Annotated in this window: 17 protein-coding genes; 6 read left to right on the plus strand and 11 right to left on the minus strand. The window is 33.6% G+C overall.

Annotated features, from left to right (window positions below):
• Positions 1 to 47 precede the first annotated feature (47 nt).
• Genes B0A66_RS07385 through B0A66_RS07405 form a run of 5 tightly spaced genes read left to right on the plus strand, consistent with a single transcriptional unit; the run spans position 48 to position 3,514 of the window.
• Positions 48 to 668: a hypothetical protein gene (locus B0A66_RS07385; protein WP_089049218.1), complete on the plus strand. Its 621-nt coding sequence runs from the start codon at positions 48 to 50 to the stop codon at positions 666 to 668.
• Positions 669 to 688: 20 nt separating this feature from the next.
• Entirely contained in the window at positions 689 to 2,026 is a 1,338-nt protein-coding gene (locus B0A66_RS07390) for a histidine kinase (protein ID WP_089049303.1), read from the plus strand.
• Complete coding sequence (locus tag B0A66_RS07395) at positions 2,017 to 2,334, plus strand: 2TM domain-containing protein (RefSeq protein ID WP_089049219.1); 318 nt, start codon at positions 2,017 to 2,019, stop codon at positions 2,332 to 2,334. The genes B0A66_RS07390 and B0A66_RS07395 overlap by 10 nt, the downstream gene beginning before the upstream one ends.
• Before the next feature lie 18 nt (positions 2,335 to 2,352).
• Positions 2,353 to 2,718, plus strand: a complete 366-nt coding sequence (locus B0A66_RS07400; RefSeq protein WP_089049220.1) for a 2TM domain-containing protein — start codon at positions 2,353 to 2,355, stop codon at positions 2,716 to 2,718.
• Positions 2,719 to 2,746: 28 nt separating this feature from the next.
• A complete protein-coding gene (locus B0A66_RS07405) occupies positions 2,747 to 3,514 on the plus strand; it encodes a LytR/AlgR family response regulator transcription factor (protein ID WP_089049221.1) in 768 nt (255 codons plus the stop codon).
• 49 nt (positions 3,515 to 3,563) lie between these two features.
• On the opposite strand, the gene B0A66_RS07410 is transcribed toward B0A66_RS07405, so the two are convergent.
• Genes B0A66_RS07410 through B0A66_RS07425 form a run of 4 tightly spaced genes read right to left on the minus strand, consistent with a single transcriptional unit; the run spans position 3,564 to position 7,557 of the window.
• Positions 3,564 to 4,247, minus strand: coding sequence for a hypothetical protein (locus B0A66_RS07410; RefSeq protein WP_123868226.1), 684 nt, complete (start codon positions 4,245 to 4,247; stop codon positions 3,564 to 3,566).
• Positions 4,248 to 4,253: 6 nt separating this feature from the next.
• Positions 4,254 to 5,057 (minus strand): hypothetical protein, encoded by an 804-nt coding sequence (locus tag B0A66_RS07415; RefSeq protein WP_123868227.1) that lies wholly within the window; start codon positions 5,055 to 5,057, stop codon positions 4,254 to 4,256.
• Between the two features lie 28 nt (positions 5,058 to 5,085).
• A complete protein-coding gene (locus B0A66_RS07420; protein WP_089049224.1) occupies positions 5,086 to 6,108 on the minus strand; it encodes a COX15/CtaA family protein in 1,023 nt (340 codons plus the stop codon).
• Positions 6,109 to 6,129: 21 nt separating this feature from the next.
• Positions 6,130 to 7,557: a CCA tRNA nucleotidyltransferase gene (locus B0A66_RS07425; RefSeq protein ID WP_165766591.1), complete on the minus strand. Its 1,428-nt coding sequence runs from the start codon at positions 7,555 to 7,557 to the stop codon at positions 6,130 to 6,132.
• 266 nt (positions 7,558 to 7,823) lie between these two features.
• Here B0A66_RS07425 and yaaA point away from each other — a divergent pair, with 266 nt between their 5' ends.
• Entirely contained in the window at positions 7,824 to 8,582 is a 759-nt protein-coding gene (gene yaaA / locus B0A66_RS07430; RefSeq protein ID WP_089049225.1) for a peroxide stress protein YaaA, read from the plus strand.
• Between the two features lie 178 nt (positions 8,583 to 8,760).
• Here yaaA and B0A66_RS07435 read toward each other — a convergent pair whose 3' ends face one another.
• The 7 genes from B0A66_RS07435 to trpA all read right to left on the minus strand — a co-directional run bounded on the left by B0A66_RS07435 (position 8,761) and on the right by trpA (position 16,617).
• Positions 8,761 to 10,347, minus strand: a complete 1,587-nt coding sequence (locus B0A66_RS07435) for an MDR family MFS transporter (protein ID WP_089049226.1) — start codon at positions 10,345 to 10,347, stop codon at positions 8,761 to 8,763.
• Between the two features lies 1 nt (position 10,348).
• Positions 10,349 to 11,428, minus strand: coding sequence for an HlyD family secretion protein (locus B0A66_RS07440; RefSeq protein ID WP_089049227.1), 1,080 nt, complete (start codon positions 11,426 to 11,428; stop codon positions 10,349 to 10,351).
• A 12-nt stretch (positions 11,429 to 11,440) separates the two neighbouring features.
• A complete protein-coding gene (locus B0A66_RS07445) occupies positions 11,441 to 12,769 on the minus strand; it encodes a TolC family protein (RefSeq protein ID WP_089049228.1) in 1,329 nt (442 codons plus the stop codon).
• Positions 12,759 to 13,388 carry a TetR/AcrR family transcriptional regulator gene (locus tag B0A66_RS07450; RefSeq protein ID WP_089049229.1) on the minus strand — a complete coding sequence of 210 codons (630 nt, stop codon included), beginning with the start codon at positions 13,386 to 13,388 and terminating at the stop codon, positions 12,759 to 12,761. The genes B0A66_RS07445 and B0A66_RS07450 overlap by 11 nt, the downstream gene beginning before the upstream one ends.
• Before the next feature lie 136 nt (positions 13,389 to 13,524).
• Positions 13,525 to 15,204, minus strand: coding sequence for a M1 family metallopeptidase (locus B0A66_RS07455; protein WP_089049230.1), 1,680 nt, complete (start codon positions 15,202 to 15,204; stop codon positions 13,525 to 13,527).
• Positions 15,205 to 15,240: 36 nt separating this feature from the next.
• On the minus strand, positions 15,241 to 15,732 hold the full coding sequence (locus tag B0A66_RS07460; RefSeq protein WP_089049231.1) for a hypothetical protein: 492 nt from the start codon (positions 15,730 to 15,732) through the stop codon (positions 15,241 to 15,243).
• A gap of 123 nt (positions 15,733 to 15,855) precedes the next feature.
• Positions 15,856 to 16,617 carry a tryptophan synthase subunit alpha gene (gene trpA / locus B0A66_RS07465; protein ID WP_089049232.1) on the minus strand — a complete coding sequence of 254 codons (762 nt, stop codon included), beginning with the start codon at positions 16,615 to 16,617 and terminating at the stop codon, positions 15,856 to 15,858.
• Positions 16,618 to 16,682 lie beyond the last annotated feature (65 nt).

A 16,682-nucleotide genomic window follows, 5' to 3' on the forward strand; every position in this document is an offset into this window, starting at 1 on the left:
AGTTTCATTCATCAAAACAAAATATTAATTTTTAAAACCAGGAAATCATGACCAAGATTATTACAGTTATCACGTTATTTATTTGCAGTTTATTATCTGCTCAGACACAATTCGAACAAGGAATGGCAAAAGCTTTCGGGCTTTGGAAAGAAGGAAAAAGTACAGAAGCATCTGCTATGTTCGAAAGAATTGCAGCAGCTGAAAAAACAAGCTGGTTACCCAATTATTATGTTGCTTTTGTAAATACGACTTCGGCATTTTCTGAAAAAGATCCTGTGAAATTAGAATTGTTACTAACAAAAGCGCAAGATGCACTTGATGTCGAATTGATTAAAGATCAAAACAACTCAGAGTTATATGTTGTTCAGGCTCTTATTTATACTGCTTATGTAGTGGCTGATCCTATGACAAATGCACCAAAATATTCTGGTAAAATCATGGAAGCATACGGAAAAGCAAAAGCATTAAATCCAAATAATCCGCGTGCTGTATTTGGCGAAGCCGATTATCAATTGGGAGGAGCAAAATGGACAGGCGTTGATACAAAACCATTGTGCGCACAGGTTAACAAAGCTATCGAACTTTTTGCTACTTTTAAACCGGAAACGCCTTTCTCTCCAAAATGGGGTATTGAACGAGCTCTTGAAATTCAGAAAACTTGTAAATGATTTACTTAAAAAATAAAATAATGACTTTAAAACCAAATTTATTAAAAGCATTTCTTGTTGGCGGAGTGGTGTTTATGTTCTCTTTTCTGATTCGTTTTGCATCGCTTGGGATTGAAGTTTTTAACAACGATCTGTATTTTTTCTTCTTGTATTGCATGCTATACAGCGTGGTATTATACATAGTCAATGCTAGTTTGTTTGAATATCTGGATAAAGTTTTTAAAACAGACAGATTCACTCCAAAGCGAATACTGATTGGGTTTATAAGTTCATTTTTTATTTCATTGTTTGTCATTCTTTTGCTTCGCATTTTTACGCAGGTAATTATTGAAAAAAGACCCATAGTTAGTTTTTTGGCTAATGAAAGAATAGGCAATTACATAGAATCATCAGTAATTACTTTTATCGTTTTATTGATTTTTCATTCCTTACATTTTTATAAACTGTATCAGGAAAACAAAGTTACGCAGCAAAAAATCATTGCCGGAACAGCAAATGCAAAGTTTGAAAGTTTAAAGAATCAGATTGATCCGCATTTTCTTTTTAATAGTTTAAATGTATTAAGCTCTTTAATCGAAGAGAATCCGGATAATGCACAGCGTTTTACCACTTCTTTATCTAAAATTTATCGCTACGTTCTGGAGCAAAAAGATAAAGAATTGGTTTCTGTTGAAGACGAATTATCCTTTGCAAAAACTTATATGAATTTGCTGAAAATGCGTTTCGAAAATAGTTTGTTTTACGAAATCCCAACAACCAATATTGATTCTGAAGCAAAGGTTGTCCCGCTATCATTGCAGCTTTTACTCGAAAATACGGTAAAACATAATGTAGTCAGCGAGCAGAAACCACTACATATTAGGATTTTTATAGACGGAGATTATCTGGCTATTCAAAATGATTTTCAAAAGAAAGAAGTTTTACAAGACAGGCAAGGTGTTGGCTTACAAAACATAGTAAATCGATACGGTTTGATAACAAACAGAAAGGTCTCGATTGAAGAAAACAAAGAAACTTTTACCGTTAGAATTCCGATTTTAACCAAACAAATTACAGTTATGGATGCAAGTTTAGAGTATAATGACGAAAATAAAGCGTATTTCAGAGCTAAAAAAAGAGTAGAGGAATTAAAAGGATTCTACGGAAACATAATTTCATATTGTTGCGTAGTACCTTTCTTAATTTTTATAAATTTGAAATATTCTCCAGATTTTCAATGGTTTTGGTTTTCGGCTTTGGGTTGGGGTTTTGGTGTTACCATGCATGCCTTTAAGGTGTTTGGCTACAGCTCAGACTGGGAAGAACGAAAAATACGTGAGATTCTGGAAAAACAAAATAATCAAAAAACATGGAAATAGTTATGGAACCAAATTATAGTGAAGACGATAAATATTATCTCGCAAAAAAGAAAGTACAAAGTATTAAAGGATTTTATGGAAATTTGACTTCATATATAGGAGTAAATATAATCTTGATTTTTATTAATCTGTTTACAACACCAAAGCATTTATGGTTTTACTGGCCTTTATTCTGGTGGGGCATAGGTGTTGTTATTCATGGCTTAAAAGTTTTTGAAGTTATTCCGGTTTTTGGAAAAGACTGGGAACAACGAAAGATTAAAGAATTGATGGAGAAAGAAAACAGAAATAAAGAAAAGTGGCAATAATTTTAAATTTAAAATAAAATGGGACAATTTAGAAGAAGAATGTACAATGAATATTCTCAAGAGTTTAGCAATGATGAAAATTTTAATATTGCGTACCAAAAAGTAAGACGCATTCGTAAATTTTACTCACATTTAAGAATATACCTAATCGTTAATTTCATTATCATTATTGCGAATTTAAATAAAGATTTTTTTGGGCACGGAATTCAGGAAAGTGGTCTGCTAAATTGGGAAACCTATTCTACAGCCTTATTTTGGGGTATTGGTCTTTTGGCTCACGCTTTATCTGTATTTGGAAGAGATATTTTGTTTAGTGATGAATGGGAAAAGAAGAAAATTCAGGAATACATGAGTAAAGAATCAGCCAATAACAAATGGGAGTAATTTTATAATTAATATTTCATTTTACTAAATGACCACACTAATAATAGAAGACGAGAAACCAGCCGCAAGATTATTGCAGCGAAAATTAGAAAAACTAAATATCACAGTACAGACCATGCTGCATTCTGTAGAAGAATCGATAGCGTGGTTTACTAACAACGATCACCCTGATTTGATTTTTTTAGATATTCAGTTATCTGATGGTTTGTCGTTTGAGATTTTTGAAAAAATAGAAATCAAAAGCGCCATCATTTTTACAACAGCTTATGATGAATACGCGCTGAAAGCCTTTAAACTAAATAGTGTCGATTATCTTTTAAAACCTATCGACGAAGATGATCTTGAGGTTGCTGTTGCAAAATTTAAAGAACGTTTACCAAAGATAAGCGCTGAGCCTAAGAACCTTCAGCTGGATTTTGAGCAAATACGCCAAATGCTATCCAATCCTTTTGAAAAAAGCTTTAAAAAACGCTTTACAGTTAAAATAGGGCAACATTTAAAAGTGATTACGACAGAGGAAATAGAATGTTTTTTTAGTGAAAACAAAGGAACTTATATTCACACCTTCGACAATCGAAATTATCTGATCGATTCTACTTTAGAAATTCTGGAGCAGGAATTAGACATGAAGAATTTCTTTCGCGTAAGCAGAAAATTCATCATTCCACTACCTGCCATAAAAGAAATTCAGGTGTACACCAATTCGCGCCTTAAAGTAATTTTGCCTTCTTATAAGGAAGATGAGGTTATCGTAAGCCGTGAAAAAGTCCAGGACTTTAAAACCTGGCTGGGTTAAAAACTATTTTTTAGTATTATCAAAAAACGGAATTAAAAGAATTAGAATATTAGTAACCTAGTTTTTTTAATTCTGCTTTTACATCAGCTGCGGTTTTAAAATCTGCTTTCGATGGTCCGTCTTCACGTTGTCCTTCGAAACCACCATAAATAGAAGCGCTTATGTCGCTTAAGTAAGTCATTTCTTTAGGGATTTTGTTCATGTCGAAGTTGTCAAATACATAGTTGTAATATTCGGTTCCGTCGTAAAGTAATTCTAATCTATGGCTGCAGGTCGTTAGAATAATAAGTTCTCTTTCAGAATCTTTATCTGCATTAGCAAAGAAAACGGACTGTATAATAGTTTCTACATTGTCGTCTTCGAATTTATAAATCAGTACTTTTTTATAGTTTTTAGCGCCGTCCGGAATTAAAAAATAACCTTCGACATACTGACGTTCAAATGGTATTGTAGTACTTTGATCATCAATATACCGGCTTGCATAAAAAACGATAATAACATCTTTCTTTCCCCAAACTTTTGTCTGTATCACTTCGTGAACAATCTCAGCATCTTTTGGTTTAAAACGTTCAGCAACTTCTTTTGCAATTTGTTTAGCAGTTTCTTTAGTTTGCTCTTCAACTTTTGGTACTTCAGTTTCCAAAGAAGTAATTTTAGTTTGATCTGTATTGTCTTTACAATTTACAGTCAAAAGGCAACCTAAAAAGAGAACAAATATTTTTAAAGACTTCATAAAGTATTATTTAAGTTCATTATAAGTGCTTTCTTCTTCAAATCTTTTTACATCTGCAATTTCAGATTTAGTAAAATTGTCTTTAAGAGCTGTTTTTAGAAAGTAAGAACCATAACCTTCCTGATATCCTATTTTAATTCCCATAACTAAAGTGTCGTTTACCACTTTTGCATTATAAATTTCTTCAGATGAACCATCGTCATGTACAAGATTGGCAAATTTTGTCTTTGATTTATATTCTTGATTGTCAGGAATAGCAAGGGTTTTGTATTTATTGTCTTTGTGATTCAAAATTATTAATAAACTAAAATCATCACAACCAGTTAATCCGACATCGTCAGAAGCACCCATTTGAAAATTGGTCATAGAAAAAACAGAGAAAGCTTCATTTTTTTCAGATTTGAAATCAAACTTCTCCTTCTCGTTTATTTCGTAGATGTTACTTCCAAAAACGATAAGTTCTTTTTCTTTATAATTGATTTTGATAAAGTTGGACTTTAAACAATAATCAGTGCTTTTAGCGAGATTGTACATTGCAATGCTTTTTGCCAAAATCTCAACTTCTGTGATTTCTTTGATATCAATCGTCTCTATTACATTTAGATCTTTGTCAAATACTTGTATTAATTCTTTCAAAAGAATTCCTTTTCGAAGATACTTCTTAAATTCCGGTTTAGATTCTTTTTCGGTAACGGCGACATTTGCTGGTAACTCCTTTTCTTCTGTATCAGTTTGAGTAGGCTTTGACTGCTCTTTGTTGCCACAGCTTACCATTAAATACAAAGCAGAAAGAACAATTAATTTCTTCATATTAGACATTTGATCTGTAATCAATTAATTATTTTGATAATCGGTGTAAAGTAAATGTCATAGCGCTTAATAAGAAGAATGCCATAATTTGATGAATTAGTCCTAAAGCAAGCGGAACGCTGTATAAAAGTGTAAAAACACCCAATGCAAATTGTATAAGGACAAAGATTACCAACGTATTGATTCCGTTTTTTTGAGTTCTGCTCAATGAAAATTTAGTGCTTTTGTAGTATAAAAAGGCTATGAATGCAACGACAACATAAGCAAAAGTTCTGTGCACAAACTGAACGCCGCTTTTACCTTCGATTAAATTTTTTACTAAAGATGATTGCTCAATAAATACCGAATCATGAACAAATTGTCCGTCGCTCATTAAAGGCCAGTGATTGTGTATTAAACCTGCATTTAAACCTGCAACAAATCCACCGTAAATAATCTGAATCAATAAAACGACCAAAGCATAACGCGCGATATTACGAAGCGGAATTACTTTAAAGTTTCTTTCAGGATAAATTAAGTCTAGTGCAACCCATAACGTATAGGCGAAAGTTATAAATGCAAAAGTAAGGTGTAATGAAAGTCTGAAATGGCTAACGTCCGGATTGTCAATTAATCCGCTGCGAACCATAAACCAGCCTAAAAATCCCTGAAAACCTCCCATTGCCAAAAGAACAATACATTTTTTGATGGTAGAACGATCCAGTTTTTTTCTGATAAGGAAATAAACAAAAGGAACAAAAAACACCAATCCGATGATGCGTCCTATGAAACGGTGAAACCATTCCCAGAAGTAAATAAATTTATAATCTGAAAGTTGAAAATCGTTGTGAATATTGATTTTTTGATACTCAGGAAATTTCTTGTATTGCTCAAAAGCGACATTCCATTTTTCGTCTGTCAAAGGAGGGAATGTGTCCGTTACCAAATGCCAGTCGGTCATGGATAAACCTGAATTTGTCAGACGTGTAATTCCGCCCACAACAACCATTATAAACAATAAAACACAACCAGATAGTAACCAAATAATTACTGATTTATTTTCTTTTTTCATTTTGCTTTGTACTTCTTATTTCTATACTTTTTTTAATCCCATTTTTTCAGCTCTTTTGATTACAAAATCATAAGCTGCCTGATATTCGTTTGGAATATCTCCTTCTAAAATGGCTTCTTTAACTGCTTCTTTTAAAACGCCAATCTCTCGTGAAGGTTTTAAATCAAACATCTCCATAATTTCTTCTCCCGAAATTGGAGGCTGAAAATTACGTACATGATCGCGTTCTTCTACTTCAACAATTTTTTGGCGAACGATTTCGAAGTTCTTATGGTATTTTTTAAACTTAGACGGATTTTTAGTCGTGATGTCAGCTTCGCATAAAGTCATAAGATTTTCTACATCTTCGCCAGCATCAAAGACCAAACGACGCACTGCGCTATCCGTCACGACATCTTGTGCCAGTACAATAGGACGCGAGCTCATAATAACCATTTTTTGCACAAATTTCATTTTGTGATTAAGTGGCATGTGCAAACGTTCAAATATTTTCTTAGCCATCTTTCCACCCAAAAATTCGTGTCCGTGAAAAGTCCAGCCTTGTTTTTTATTGAAACGTTTGGTTGGTGCTTTCCCGATATCATGCAATAAAGCCGACCAGCGTAACCAGACATCATCAGTGTTTGGACAAATATTATCGACTACTTCAAGCGTGTGATAAAAGTTGTTTTTATGTGTATGACCTTCAATTTCTTCAACCTGATTTAAAGCGGTTAATTCAGGCAGAATAATATCTAAAAGTCCTGTTTGGTATAAAAGTAAAAATCCGATGGAAGGTTTTGGTGTCGAAAGAATTTTGTTTAATTCGTCAACAATGCGTTCCCCGGAAATAATATTTATTCGGTCTGCATTTTTGGTAATGGCATCAAGAGAATTTTTCTCGATTTCAAAACCCAATTGAGTAGCAAAACGAATAGCACGCAACATACGCAAAGGATCATCAGAATAGGTGATACTTGGATCTAAAGGTGTTTTGATCGTTTTGTTTTCAAGATCAGCCAATCCGTTAAAGGGATCAGAAAGATCTCCAAAGTTTTTTTCGTTTAAGGATAAAGCCAATGCATTGATTGTGAAATCACGACGATTCTGATCATCTTCTAAAGTTCCGTTTTCAACAAGCGGATTGCGGCTGTCAAAATTATAAGATTCTTTTCGGGCTCCAACAAATTCAATATCAGTGTCTTCAAAACGTAACATTGCTGTTCCGTACGTTTTGAAAACTTGTACTTTTGGTTTTTTTGGAAGTAGTTCAGAAACTTTAAGAGCCAATTCGATTCCGCTGCCCACAGCAACCACATCAATGTCTTTTTTAGTTCCGCGATTTAAAAGCAAATCCCTCACAAATCCACCAATAACGTATGCGTCGACGTTTAGTTCCTGAGATGCTTTCGAAATAATATCGAAGATTTTATGTTGTAAAGCTGTTTTATAGTTTGTTTGTATAGCCACGAATTTACTAGTTTTATTACCATTTCGTCAATATAACTTTCAGCTTGAGATTTGAAAAGTTATTTTGGAATTTTATAGGTGCAAATTTACAACATAGAAAACGCCTATTATAATCAAACGTCTACTTTTTTGAGCATATTCGTGAATTCGTGTTCAATTTTTTATGGAATGTTAAGATTACCCTATAATACTATTGAACAAATCAATCCGTAGAAGTTATTTTTAAGAATTCAATTTGTATTTTTGAATCATACAAAAGCGTACAAATGAAAATTGTTATATCACCCGCGAAATCACTTAATTTCGAAAAAGAATTACCAACAAATACATACACTGAATCTTCCTTTTTGAAAGAAGCACGTCAGGTTCATAAAGTTTTAAAAGATAAAAAACCGGCAGAATTGGCAGAACTAATGTCGATATCTGATAAGTTAGCGGATCTAAACTGGAAAAGAAATCAGGATTGGAAAACACCGTTTACGCCTGAAAACGCACGTCCTGCTGTTTATACTTTTGATGGCGATGTTTATACAGGATTAGATGCTTATACTATTCCAACAGAAAAATTAGAAGTTCTTCAAGATAAGCTTAGAATTTTATCAGGTCTTTATGGTGTTCTTAAACCTCTTGATTTAATGCAGGCTTATCGTCTTGAAATGGGAACGAAACTGCCTGTTGGTGATTACAAGAATCTACATGAATTCTGGAAACCAACTGTTACAAAAGCTTTGAATAAAGAATTAGCAAAAGGCGAGTTGTTTGTGAATTTAGCCAGTACTGAATATTTCTCTGCTGTTGATGTAAAAGAATTAAAAGTTCCTGTAATTACACCTGATTTTAAAGATTACAAAGATGGAAAACTAAAAATAATAAGCTTTTTTGCCAAGAAGGCAAGGGGAATGATGGTGCGTTATATTATTGATACCAATGCAGAAACAATTGATGATCTAAAAGGTTTTAATTACGATGGATATCAATTTGACGCCAATCTTTCAAAAGACAATCATTTGGTTTTTACGAGATAGATCTTTTTAAGTTACAAAGGTTCAAAGTTACAAAGGTACTGAGGTTTTTTTAGTCACTTCTAAGAATCTAAGTTGCTGGGACTAAGGTTTTCTTGATATGCTTTGATCTCTTTAAACAATAAATAAAAATGCCGGACTTAGTAAGCCCGGCATTTTTGTATATATAAATCAATTATTATTAATGCATTGCATCAGCAGGATTAATTTTGTTTTTTCCTTTTTTGATAAAGAAAATAATTGGGATACAGAATAAGAACATAATTCCTAAATACATGAAAATATCCATGTATGACATTACTGTACTTTGTTTTAGAATACTATAATCTATTGCCTGATATGCTTTTTTAAGCGCAACGTCGGCACTGTAACCTTTTGCTTCAAATGCTTTTTGCATTCCCATGATACGTTGCTGTACCTGATAGTTTGCAGGATCTAAATTCGTTAGTAAATTAACGCGGTGTTCCTGGCTCAAACGTGTGATAAAAGTGGTAATAATTGCAATACCAAATGAACCACCCAATTGTCTCATCATTCCGGTAAAAGCAGCTCCTTCACCGATATGTTTTCCTTTTAAAGTTGAAAGTGAAAGTGTGGTAATAGGTACAAAAAGTAATCCTAGTCCAATTCCTCTTAAAATTAAAGGCCAAAACATATGCTCTACTCCAGTATCTGGTGTAATGCGGTTACGCATCATAAAGGTAAAGAAGAAGAAAATTAAAAATCCAACTCCCACCATATAACCCTGCGGAACTCCTTTTTGAATCATGTTTCCAACAAATGGCATCATGATCGCTGTTGTAATCGAACCTGGAATCAATAATAATCCGGCATCAGTTGCAGTCCATCCTAAAATAGATTGCGTGTAAATTGGGATAATCAATGTTGATCCGTATAATCCAAAACCAAGAATAAAACACATTATAGTTCCTATTCTTAAATTTCCATCTTTTAAAACACTTAAGTTTACAATCGGATGTTTGTAGGTAAGCTCTCGCCATACAAATAAAACCAATCCCAAAACAGTAACAACACTTAGTGTTACAATGGTAGAATCGTTAAACCAGTCGTCTTGTTGTCCGTGCTCTAAAACGAATTGTAGCGATCCGATAAAAGAAGCTAACAATATAATTCCCCACCAGTCGACCTGATTGGCTTTTAGTTTTTCTCCGTATTTTGGACTTCTAACAAAAGTGATCGCCAAAAGAGTAGCAATAATTCCTAATGGAATATTGATATAAAAAATATAAGGCCAGGAATAATTATCTACTAAGTAACCTCCTAAAGGCGGACCTAAAGTTGGACCTACAATTACACCCATTCCGTAAATCGCTTGCGCCATTCCGCGTTTTGCGACAGGATAACTTTCTGTTATAATCGTTTGAGCAGTTACAAGTAGGGCACCACCACCCATACCTTGCACGAACCTAAAGGCTACTAACTCCCAAATATTACTGGCATTACCACAAAGAAAGGAACAGACGGTAAAAATTATGATCGAAGCCACAAAGTAATTACGTCGTCCAAATTGTTGCGATAGCCAGCTCGTCATCGGAATTACGATAACATTTGCAATTGCATATGCCGTAATTACCCAAGCCACATCAGTCAAGGTTGCACCAAGGCTACCTCGCATGTCTGTTAGCGCTACGTTTACAATGGTCGTATCAACAATTTCCAGCAGCGCACAAAGTACTGCTGTAATTGTAATAATGACACGTCTGTAACCGTATTCTACTAAATCGTCTTCTGATTGTACTGCTGTCATTTTATTTTAAATGTACGTCTACATCCACATTCATACCCGGACGTAATAATTTTACTTTTTCAGGATCGTTTGATTCGTCTAAACTAATTTTTACCGGTAATCTTTGAATTGTTTTTACGAAGTTACCAGTTGCATTATCAGGAGGTAATAATGAGAAACGAGATCCTGTTGCTGGTGAAAATGAAGTTACGATTCCTTTGAATTCATAGTTAGGATATGCATCTACTTTTAAACTTACTTTTTGTCCCACAACCATTTTGTTTAATTGTGTTTCTTTAAAGTTCGCTACAACCCAAGCTTCATTGTTGTTAATGATATAAAACAATGATTGTCCTGGCTGAACTAATTGTCCAGGTTGAATATCAACTTTAGAAACTTGTCCGTCAATAGCGGCAGTTACAACAGTATAAGTAAGGTTCAATTTCGCAACATCAAGCATTGTTTTAGCTCTTTTGATGTTAGCAGCCGCTACTTCTGTTTGTTTGTCTGAAGCTTTAGATTTAGATTGAATTACCGATTTTTGGTAAGAACTCGCTCTTTGTTGTTGCTCTAAAACACGAACCTGATTCTCTGCTTCGTCTTTTGCAGCTAAAGCCTGCTCATATTGCTGTTTGGTAATCGTATGCGTTTTGTATAAATTATTGTAACGGTTGTAATCGTTTGTAATTTGTCTTAATCTGATTTTTGCACTTTCGATAGAACCAGTTGCAGATCTCATATTAGCATCAGAAACAGAAATGCTTGCGTTTGCACTTCCAATATCAGCTTTTGCAGCTTCGTATTGTCCTTCAGCACCTAATAAAGAAGCATTAGCTTCGTCAATTTTTAATTGGTAATCTCTTTTGTCAATTGTAAATAAAGTATCTCCTTTTTTTACATAATCATTATCTTTTACATAAACTTTGCTAATGTATCCTGATACTCTTGGAATAATTGGATTCATTTTTTTCTCAATTTGCGCGTCATCTGTTTCTTCGTGAGCCAATGAGTGCATGTATTTTGTTATTCCGTAAGTTCCGCCCACTAAAACCAAAACGGTTAGTATAATGATGAATTTAGTATTTGTTTTTTTCTTTTCCATGAGAGCTATCGATTATATTTTAGAAAGATTGAATGATTGTGATAATTGTCCTGATACTGAAAGCAGTTCGTAATATTTTTGAATAATGGTTGCTTTAGACACCGCTGTATTTATTTTAGCACCTAACTGCTCAACGTCAGCTTCAACTAAATCATTTGTGTCTGCTAAACCATTATCAAATTTATCTTTTACAAGTCTGTAGTTTTCAGTTGCTTGTTGAAGGGCTTCATCATAAACTACACTTTGATTGATCGCTAAGTCGTAATCTTCAATAGATTTTTGAACTTCGACTTTAATACGATCCGTCATCACTGCTTCTGTATTTTTAACCTCTAATGCTCTGCTTTCTGCAGCTCTAACTGAGGCACTATTTTTTATAATTCCGGATAAATCATACGTTAATCCAACTCCAAAATTCATTGCATAGCGCACCGTAATAATATCTTTAAGATCAAATGCGGTATAACCTCCCAGTAAAGCTAAGGTAGGATAATATCCTGATCTGGCAATTTTGATATTTGCCTCACTTGCTTTTTGTTGAAAACGAATTGCTTCTAAATCTTTTCTGTTTTCAAGTGCTACAGCATCAGATGTTGGCGCGTTGCTTGTTTTTAAATTAAAGAAATCACTTTCATTAACTTCAAGTTTTACATTTGGCTCTAATTTTAATAAAGTCGTCAGGTAAAAATTAATGTTGTTGAAATTGTTATTTGCTTCATCAATAGATAATTGTGTCTTTGAAACTAATAACTGTGCTTTCAATAAATCATTTCTCGGTATGATTCCGTTTTTTTCTAATTCTATAAAATCAGTAACACGTTGTTTTGCCTGTTTCTGATTTTCGTTTAGTAAATCTAATGTTTTTTGCGCTTTGTATAAAGCAGCATAATAGTTTACCACACGCAAAGTAACATCTTCTTTAGTTTTGGCAGCATAAGCACTTTCTGCCTCATATAAATTATCAGATGCTTTAATGCTGTTCTGAATTTTAAATCCAGAGAAGATTGGTAACGTAAGATTTGCCATTCCAAACATAGCACGTTCCGGAGACGGCATTGGTTCAGTACTTGCCTGATCACCACTATTGTGCATGTCTATTGATGCTTTTGTTAATCTTTGGTACTGTCCAGAGATTTTTAAATCCGGATATTGGTGATTTCTCGCCTCTTGAGATTCGTATTTTTTCGAGTTTACCTTAGTGTTGGCAAGCGTAACTTCGTTACTTTTTTCCCAAGCCATTTTAACGGCTTCATCTAAGGTTAAACTTGTTTTTTCTTGCGCTTCTATTGATGAAATTCCAATAAAGAAAACACCAAAGAGCATTAGTTGATTAATTTTCATAAACAAGTAGAGCTTTTATAGTTTGTTGAATGTGCTTTGTTAGATACGTTTTAATATACTCGTCGTACATTTCCTCTGTTTTTAGATGTAATAACTCTTCAAAAAAAGGTTTATTCATGTGAAAGTGAAAGAAGGTTCCAATAATAGTAGGCGTGATAAGTGGGATAATGATATCTTTTCTAAAAACACCTTTAGATTGTCCTTGCTGAATAATACTTTCTACAGATTTTAAATTTCCTTTTTTGAGTTCTGTAAAGGCATTGAGGCTTTTCTCTCTTTTCTTAGAATTAAGTTCGAAATGCAAAACCCTAAAAATCCCTTTGTTGCAACTAATTCGGTTAAGATAAATTTCAATTAATTTATTAACTTTATCAAGAGGCTCCAGATTTTCCTGTAGTAGGTTTTCGAGCTGTAATTTAAGATCAGAAGTTTTGTAGATGATTAAAGATTCCAGCAGTCTGTCTTTAGAGCCAAAGTAATAAGAGACCATGGCAATGTTGATTTTTGCTTCTTTCGAAATATCACGTATCGATGTACCTTCAAACCCTTTTTCTGAGAATAACTTTTCAGCTACTTCCAGAATCTGAATTTTTTTATCGTTTAATTCGATTTTCGACATTTTAGTTTTTTTCTAATCCGATGCAAAATTAAACAAGCGTTTAAATTAAACGCTTGTTTAGTTTTTGTTTAACAAAATATTAACAGAAAACCGTGTAGTTATTTGAGGGTGTTTTTTACGTCTAAAATGGAGTTAATTATTCAATTTCTTTAACAGTAATATAAAAGTTTAGATCTGTTTTTAAAGGTACTGTAGTAGATAATTGTTCTATGGGTAATGATTGCCAGGTTGTTGTGGGATGAATCCAATTATCCTTTGTCCAGTTAGTTTTAATAGGCATTGCAAAATTTTTATTGCAATTGGCGTAGCGATAATGCAGTTCGTTGTTTTTTAGTTCATACTCGAAAACAGGAACTTCTTTTGTACGCAGGTATTGATCGAATAAATAATTAAACTCAATTCCGGATGCGGAACTTATATAAGTTTCAATTTGTTTTGTAGTAACGACTTTATGATAATATTCGGTGTTTAAACCTTGCAGTATTTTTTTGAATTTGTCATCATCATCGATGAGCATTTTAATCATGTGCAAAATTGCCCAGCCTTTTACGTAATTATCCTGACTACCGTCTTCGTTTATTCCGTATCGCGCAATAACAGGTTTGTCATTATTTATAGTTCTAAATCGGCCAGCCATAAACTCATTTCCTGCTTGTTTACCACTAATATCGGCAATAACAAGCTCTTCTGCCAAACCGGCAAAACCTTCCTGAATCCATCTGTCAGCAATATCAATCGCCGTAATATTGTTGCCAAACCATTCGTGCGCCATTTCATGTACAATTATTTTATCAGTTTTTTTACCCCAGCCTGTATTCGAAATATCGCCGCCTATTTTATTCGTTCCTTTTTTATACGAGCTTCCGTAAGCAATAGCACTCTGATGTTCCATCCCAATGTAAGGAGCATCTACCATTTTAAATCCATCTTCATAAAAGGGATACGGACCAAACCAATTTTCCAGTGACTTCATCGTAATATTAACTTCCGGAATCATGTGTCTTTCCGCCTTTTTTTTGTTGTAGTCCAGAATCCAGTAATCCATTGTTAGGTTTCCTTTTGTTCCTTTGTACGTCTGAGAGATATTTTCATATTGCCCAACATAAAATGATATTGCATAATGACTAATTGGGTTTTTAACGCCCCAAGTGTACGTTAGTGTACGATCGTTATTTTTGGTTTTGCGCAGTAAACGTCCATTTGCAATAGCGACCAATGTATCTGCAACGATGACCGAAATAGTAGCGCCTTTATCGGGTTCATCGTACATTGTGTTTTTGCAAGGATACCATAAACTGGCTCCTTTATATTGACAAGCGACTGATATCCAAGGTCGGTTTAAGGAATCTTTCGCCCAGACCAATCCGCCATCCCAGGGAGGTTTTATAGATTCTGTTGGTTTTCCGGAATAGAAGATTTCGATTTTATTTTTAGTCGTACTTTGATTTTTAGGTAATTTCAGGTACCAAATATTTTGATTTTGTGAATATTCAATTTTTTTACCTTTCTGAAATACGCTGTCAATCTTAAGCGGACTTACCAAGTCAATTTGCATTAGGTCTGAATGCTTTTTACCTGAAACATTATATTCAATAACATTTTTTCCTGTTATTGTTCTGTTGGTATAATCCGGTTTTATGGTTAGATCATAATGCTGAATATCCCACCAAATTCTTTCTGGAGTAATAGAACCGTTTAAAGTATCTTGTTTTGTTGGAGTTCTTAGAACTTCTGTTTGTGCCTGCAAAGAGCAAAATACAAGATTTAGCAACACGAGAAAAAACAGCTTTTTGGACATTATTACTTGTTGCTTCATACTTTAGTAATTTGATTTAATGCAATAGTATGTTCTTTATATAAACCAAGGTATTTGGTCTTCTGAAAAGTACTCTTCCAGATAATCGAAATCTCCACTGCTTTTGCATATTTCAATATATTCTAGAGCCTTTTTTGATATGTCGTCTGTTTGATTTTTTAAGAAATTGATAGTTTCTTCTACACCTGCAAAAACTGTTAGTTGAATGTCAAGACCACAATAAGTATCAAAATCAATTGTTTTTGCTTCCCAAATTTTTAAACAATCTTCAACATTTTTATGCAAACCTAAGATGTAACTTGCCAGCATTAAAGAATTGGCACTTACTTCACATTCATTTGAGTAAGGTTGAGTTCTAATTGCGGTTAAATTTTGTATAAATTGAAGCGCAAGTGCTCTGTTGGGATTGTTTTTAAAATGGACTACTAACTTTTTTCCAATCTCTTCATCGTCTTCTATAAAATCTATAGTAGCAATGCTTAAAGGTTTATTATTTTGAAGTTCTTCTAAAAAGCTTTCTACAGTCATGATTTATTTTCGATTGAAATGGATTTTTAAGATATACTAATGTAAGTATAAAACGTAAAAACAAAAAAAAACAGCCACTAAAAGTTTTTAATGGCTGTTTTTTAATTTTTAATAATGTGTGATCTATCGAATTTCGCTAACAAATTTTTCAATTTTTCCTGATCCGTTTTCGCTTAAATGTTTGATAAAAGCACTTCCGATAATAGCGCCTTTTGCGAATTTTGTTGCCTGATTAAAGGTTTCTTTGTTGGAGATTCCGAAACCTATGATTTGCGGATTCTTAAGATTCATCGTTGAAATTCTTTCGAAATAGCTTTCCTGTGTATCGCCAAAACCAGATTGAGAACCTGTAACGCTTGCAGAACTTACCATATAGATAAATCCGTTAGAAACGCTGTCGATAAAACGAATACGTTCGTCTGATGTTTGTGGTGTAATGAGGAATACATTAATTAATCCGTATTTTTCAAAAATAGCTTTGTACTCTTCTGCGTAAACATCAACAGGAAGATCCGGAATAATTAATCCATCAATTCCAATTTCTGCACATTTTTGACAGAAAGCTTCAACGCCATATTGTAGCATCGGATTAAAATACCCCATAATAATCAACGGAATTTTTACGCTTTCGCGGATGTTCTTCAGCTGGTCAAAAAGGATTTGGGTTGTCATTCCGTTATGAAGCGCCTGCGTCGAACTTGCCTGAATGGTAGGTCCATCTGCTAAAGGATCGCTGAATGGTAAACCAATTTCGATTAAATCGACACCATTTTTTTCTAAATCCTGAATGATTTGAACGGTATCATTTAAGTTGGGATATCCCGCCGAAAAGTAAATCGATAGGATCTTTTTATCTTCTTGTAATTTTTGAGTTATTCTGTTCATTATTTTATTTTTTATACTGATAGATTTTCGAAAATCTATCAGGAGTTTCATTTTGCCTTTAAATT

Origin of the sequence: Flavobacterium hercynium (assembly GCF_002217285.1) — a bacterium.
GTDB lineage: Bacteria > Bacteroidota > Bacteroidia > Flavobacteriales > Flavobacteriaceae > Flavobacterium > Flavobacterium hercynium.

Excerpts from the sequence above, each read along its gene's own strand:
- B0A66_RS07385 (WP_089049218.1), top strand. The coding sequence starts at position 48 with ATGACCAAGATTATTACAGTTATCACGTTATTTATTTGCAGTTTATTA.
- B0A66_RS07390 (WP_089049303.1), top strand. The coding sequence starts at position 689 with ATGACTTTAAAACCAAATTTATTAAAAGCATTTCTTGTTGGCGGAGTG.
- B0A66_RS07395 (WP_089049219.1), top strand. The coding sequence starts at position 2,017 with ATGGAAATAGTTATGGAACCAAATTATAGTGAAGACGATAAATATTAT.
- B0A66_RS07400 (WP_089049220.1), top strand. The coding sequence starts at position 2,353 with ATGGGACAATTTAGAAGAAGAATGTACAATGAATATTCTCAAGAGTTT.
- B0A66_RS07405 (WP_089049221.1), top strand. The coding sequence starts at position 2,747 with ATGACCACACTAATAATAGAAGACGAGAAACCAGCCGCAAGATTATTG.
- B0A66_RS07410 (WP_123868226.1), bottom strand. The coding sequence starts at position 4,247 with ATGAAGTCTTTAAAAATATTTGTTCTCTTTTTAGGTTGCCTTTTGACT.
- B0A66_RS07415 (WP_123868227.1), bottom strand. The coding sequence starts at position 5,057 with ATGAAGAAATTAATTGTTCTTTCTGCTTTGTATTTAATGGTAAGCTGT.
- B0A66_RS07420 (WP_089049224.1), bottom strand. The coding sequence starts at position 6,108 with ATGAAAAAAGAAAATAAATCAGTAATTATTTGGTTACTATCTGGTTGT.
- yaaA (WP_089049225.1), top strand. The coding sequence starts at position 7,824 with ATGAAAATTGTTATATCACCCGCGAAATCACTTAATTTCGAAAAAGAA.
- B0A66_RS07435 (WP_089049226.1), bottom strand. The coding sequence starts at position 10,347 with ATGACAGCAGTACAATCAGAAGACGATTTAGTAGAATACGGTTACAGA.
- B0A66_RS07440 (WP_089049227.1), bottom strand. The coding sequence starts at position 11,428 with ATGGAAAAGAAAAAAACAAATACTAAATTCATCATTATACTAACCGTT.
- B0A66_RS07445 (WP_089049228.1), bottom strand. The coding sequence starts at position 12,769 with ATGAAAATTAATCAACTAATGCTCTTTGGTGTTTTCTTTATTGGAATT.
- B0A66_RS07450 (WP_089049229.1), bottom strand. The coding sequence starts at position 13,388 with ATGTCGAAAATCGAATTAAACGATAAAAAAATTCAGATTCTGGAAGTA.
- B0A66_RS07455 (WP_089049230.1), bottom strand. The coding sequence starts at position 15,204 with ATGAAGCAACAAGTAATAATGTCCAAAAAGCTGTTTTTTCTCGTGTTG.
- B0A66_RS07460 (WP_089049231.1), bottom strand. The coding sequence starts at position 15,732 with ATGACTGTAGAAAGCTTTTTAGAAGAACTTCAAAATAATAAACCTTTA.
- trpA (WP_089049232.1), bottom strand. The coding sequence starts at position 16,617 with ATGAACAGAATAACTCAAAAATTACAAGAAGATAAAAAGATCCTATCG.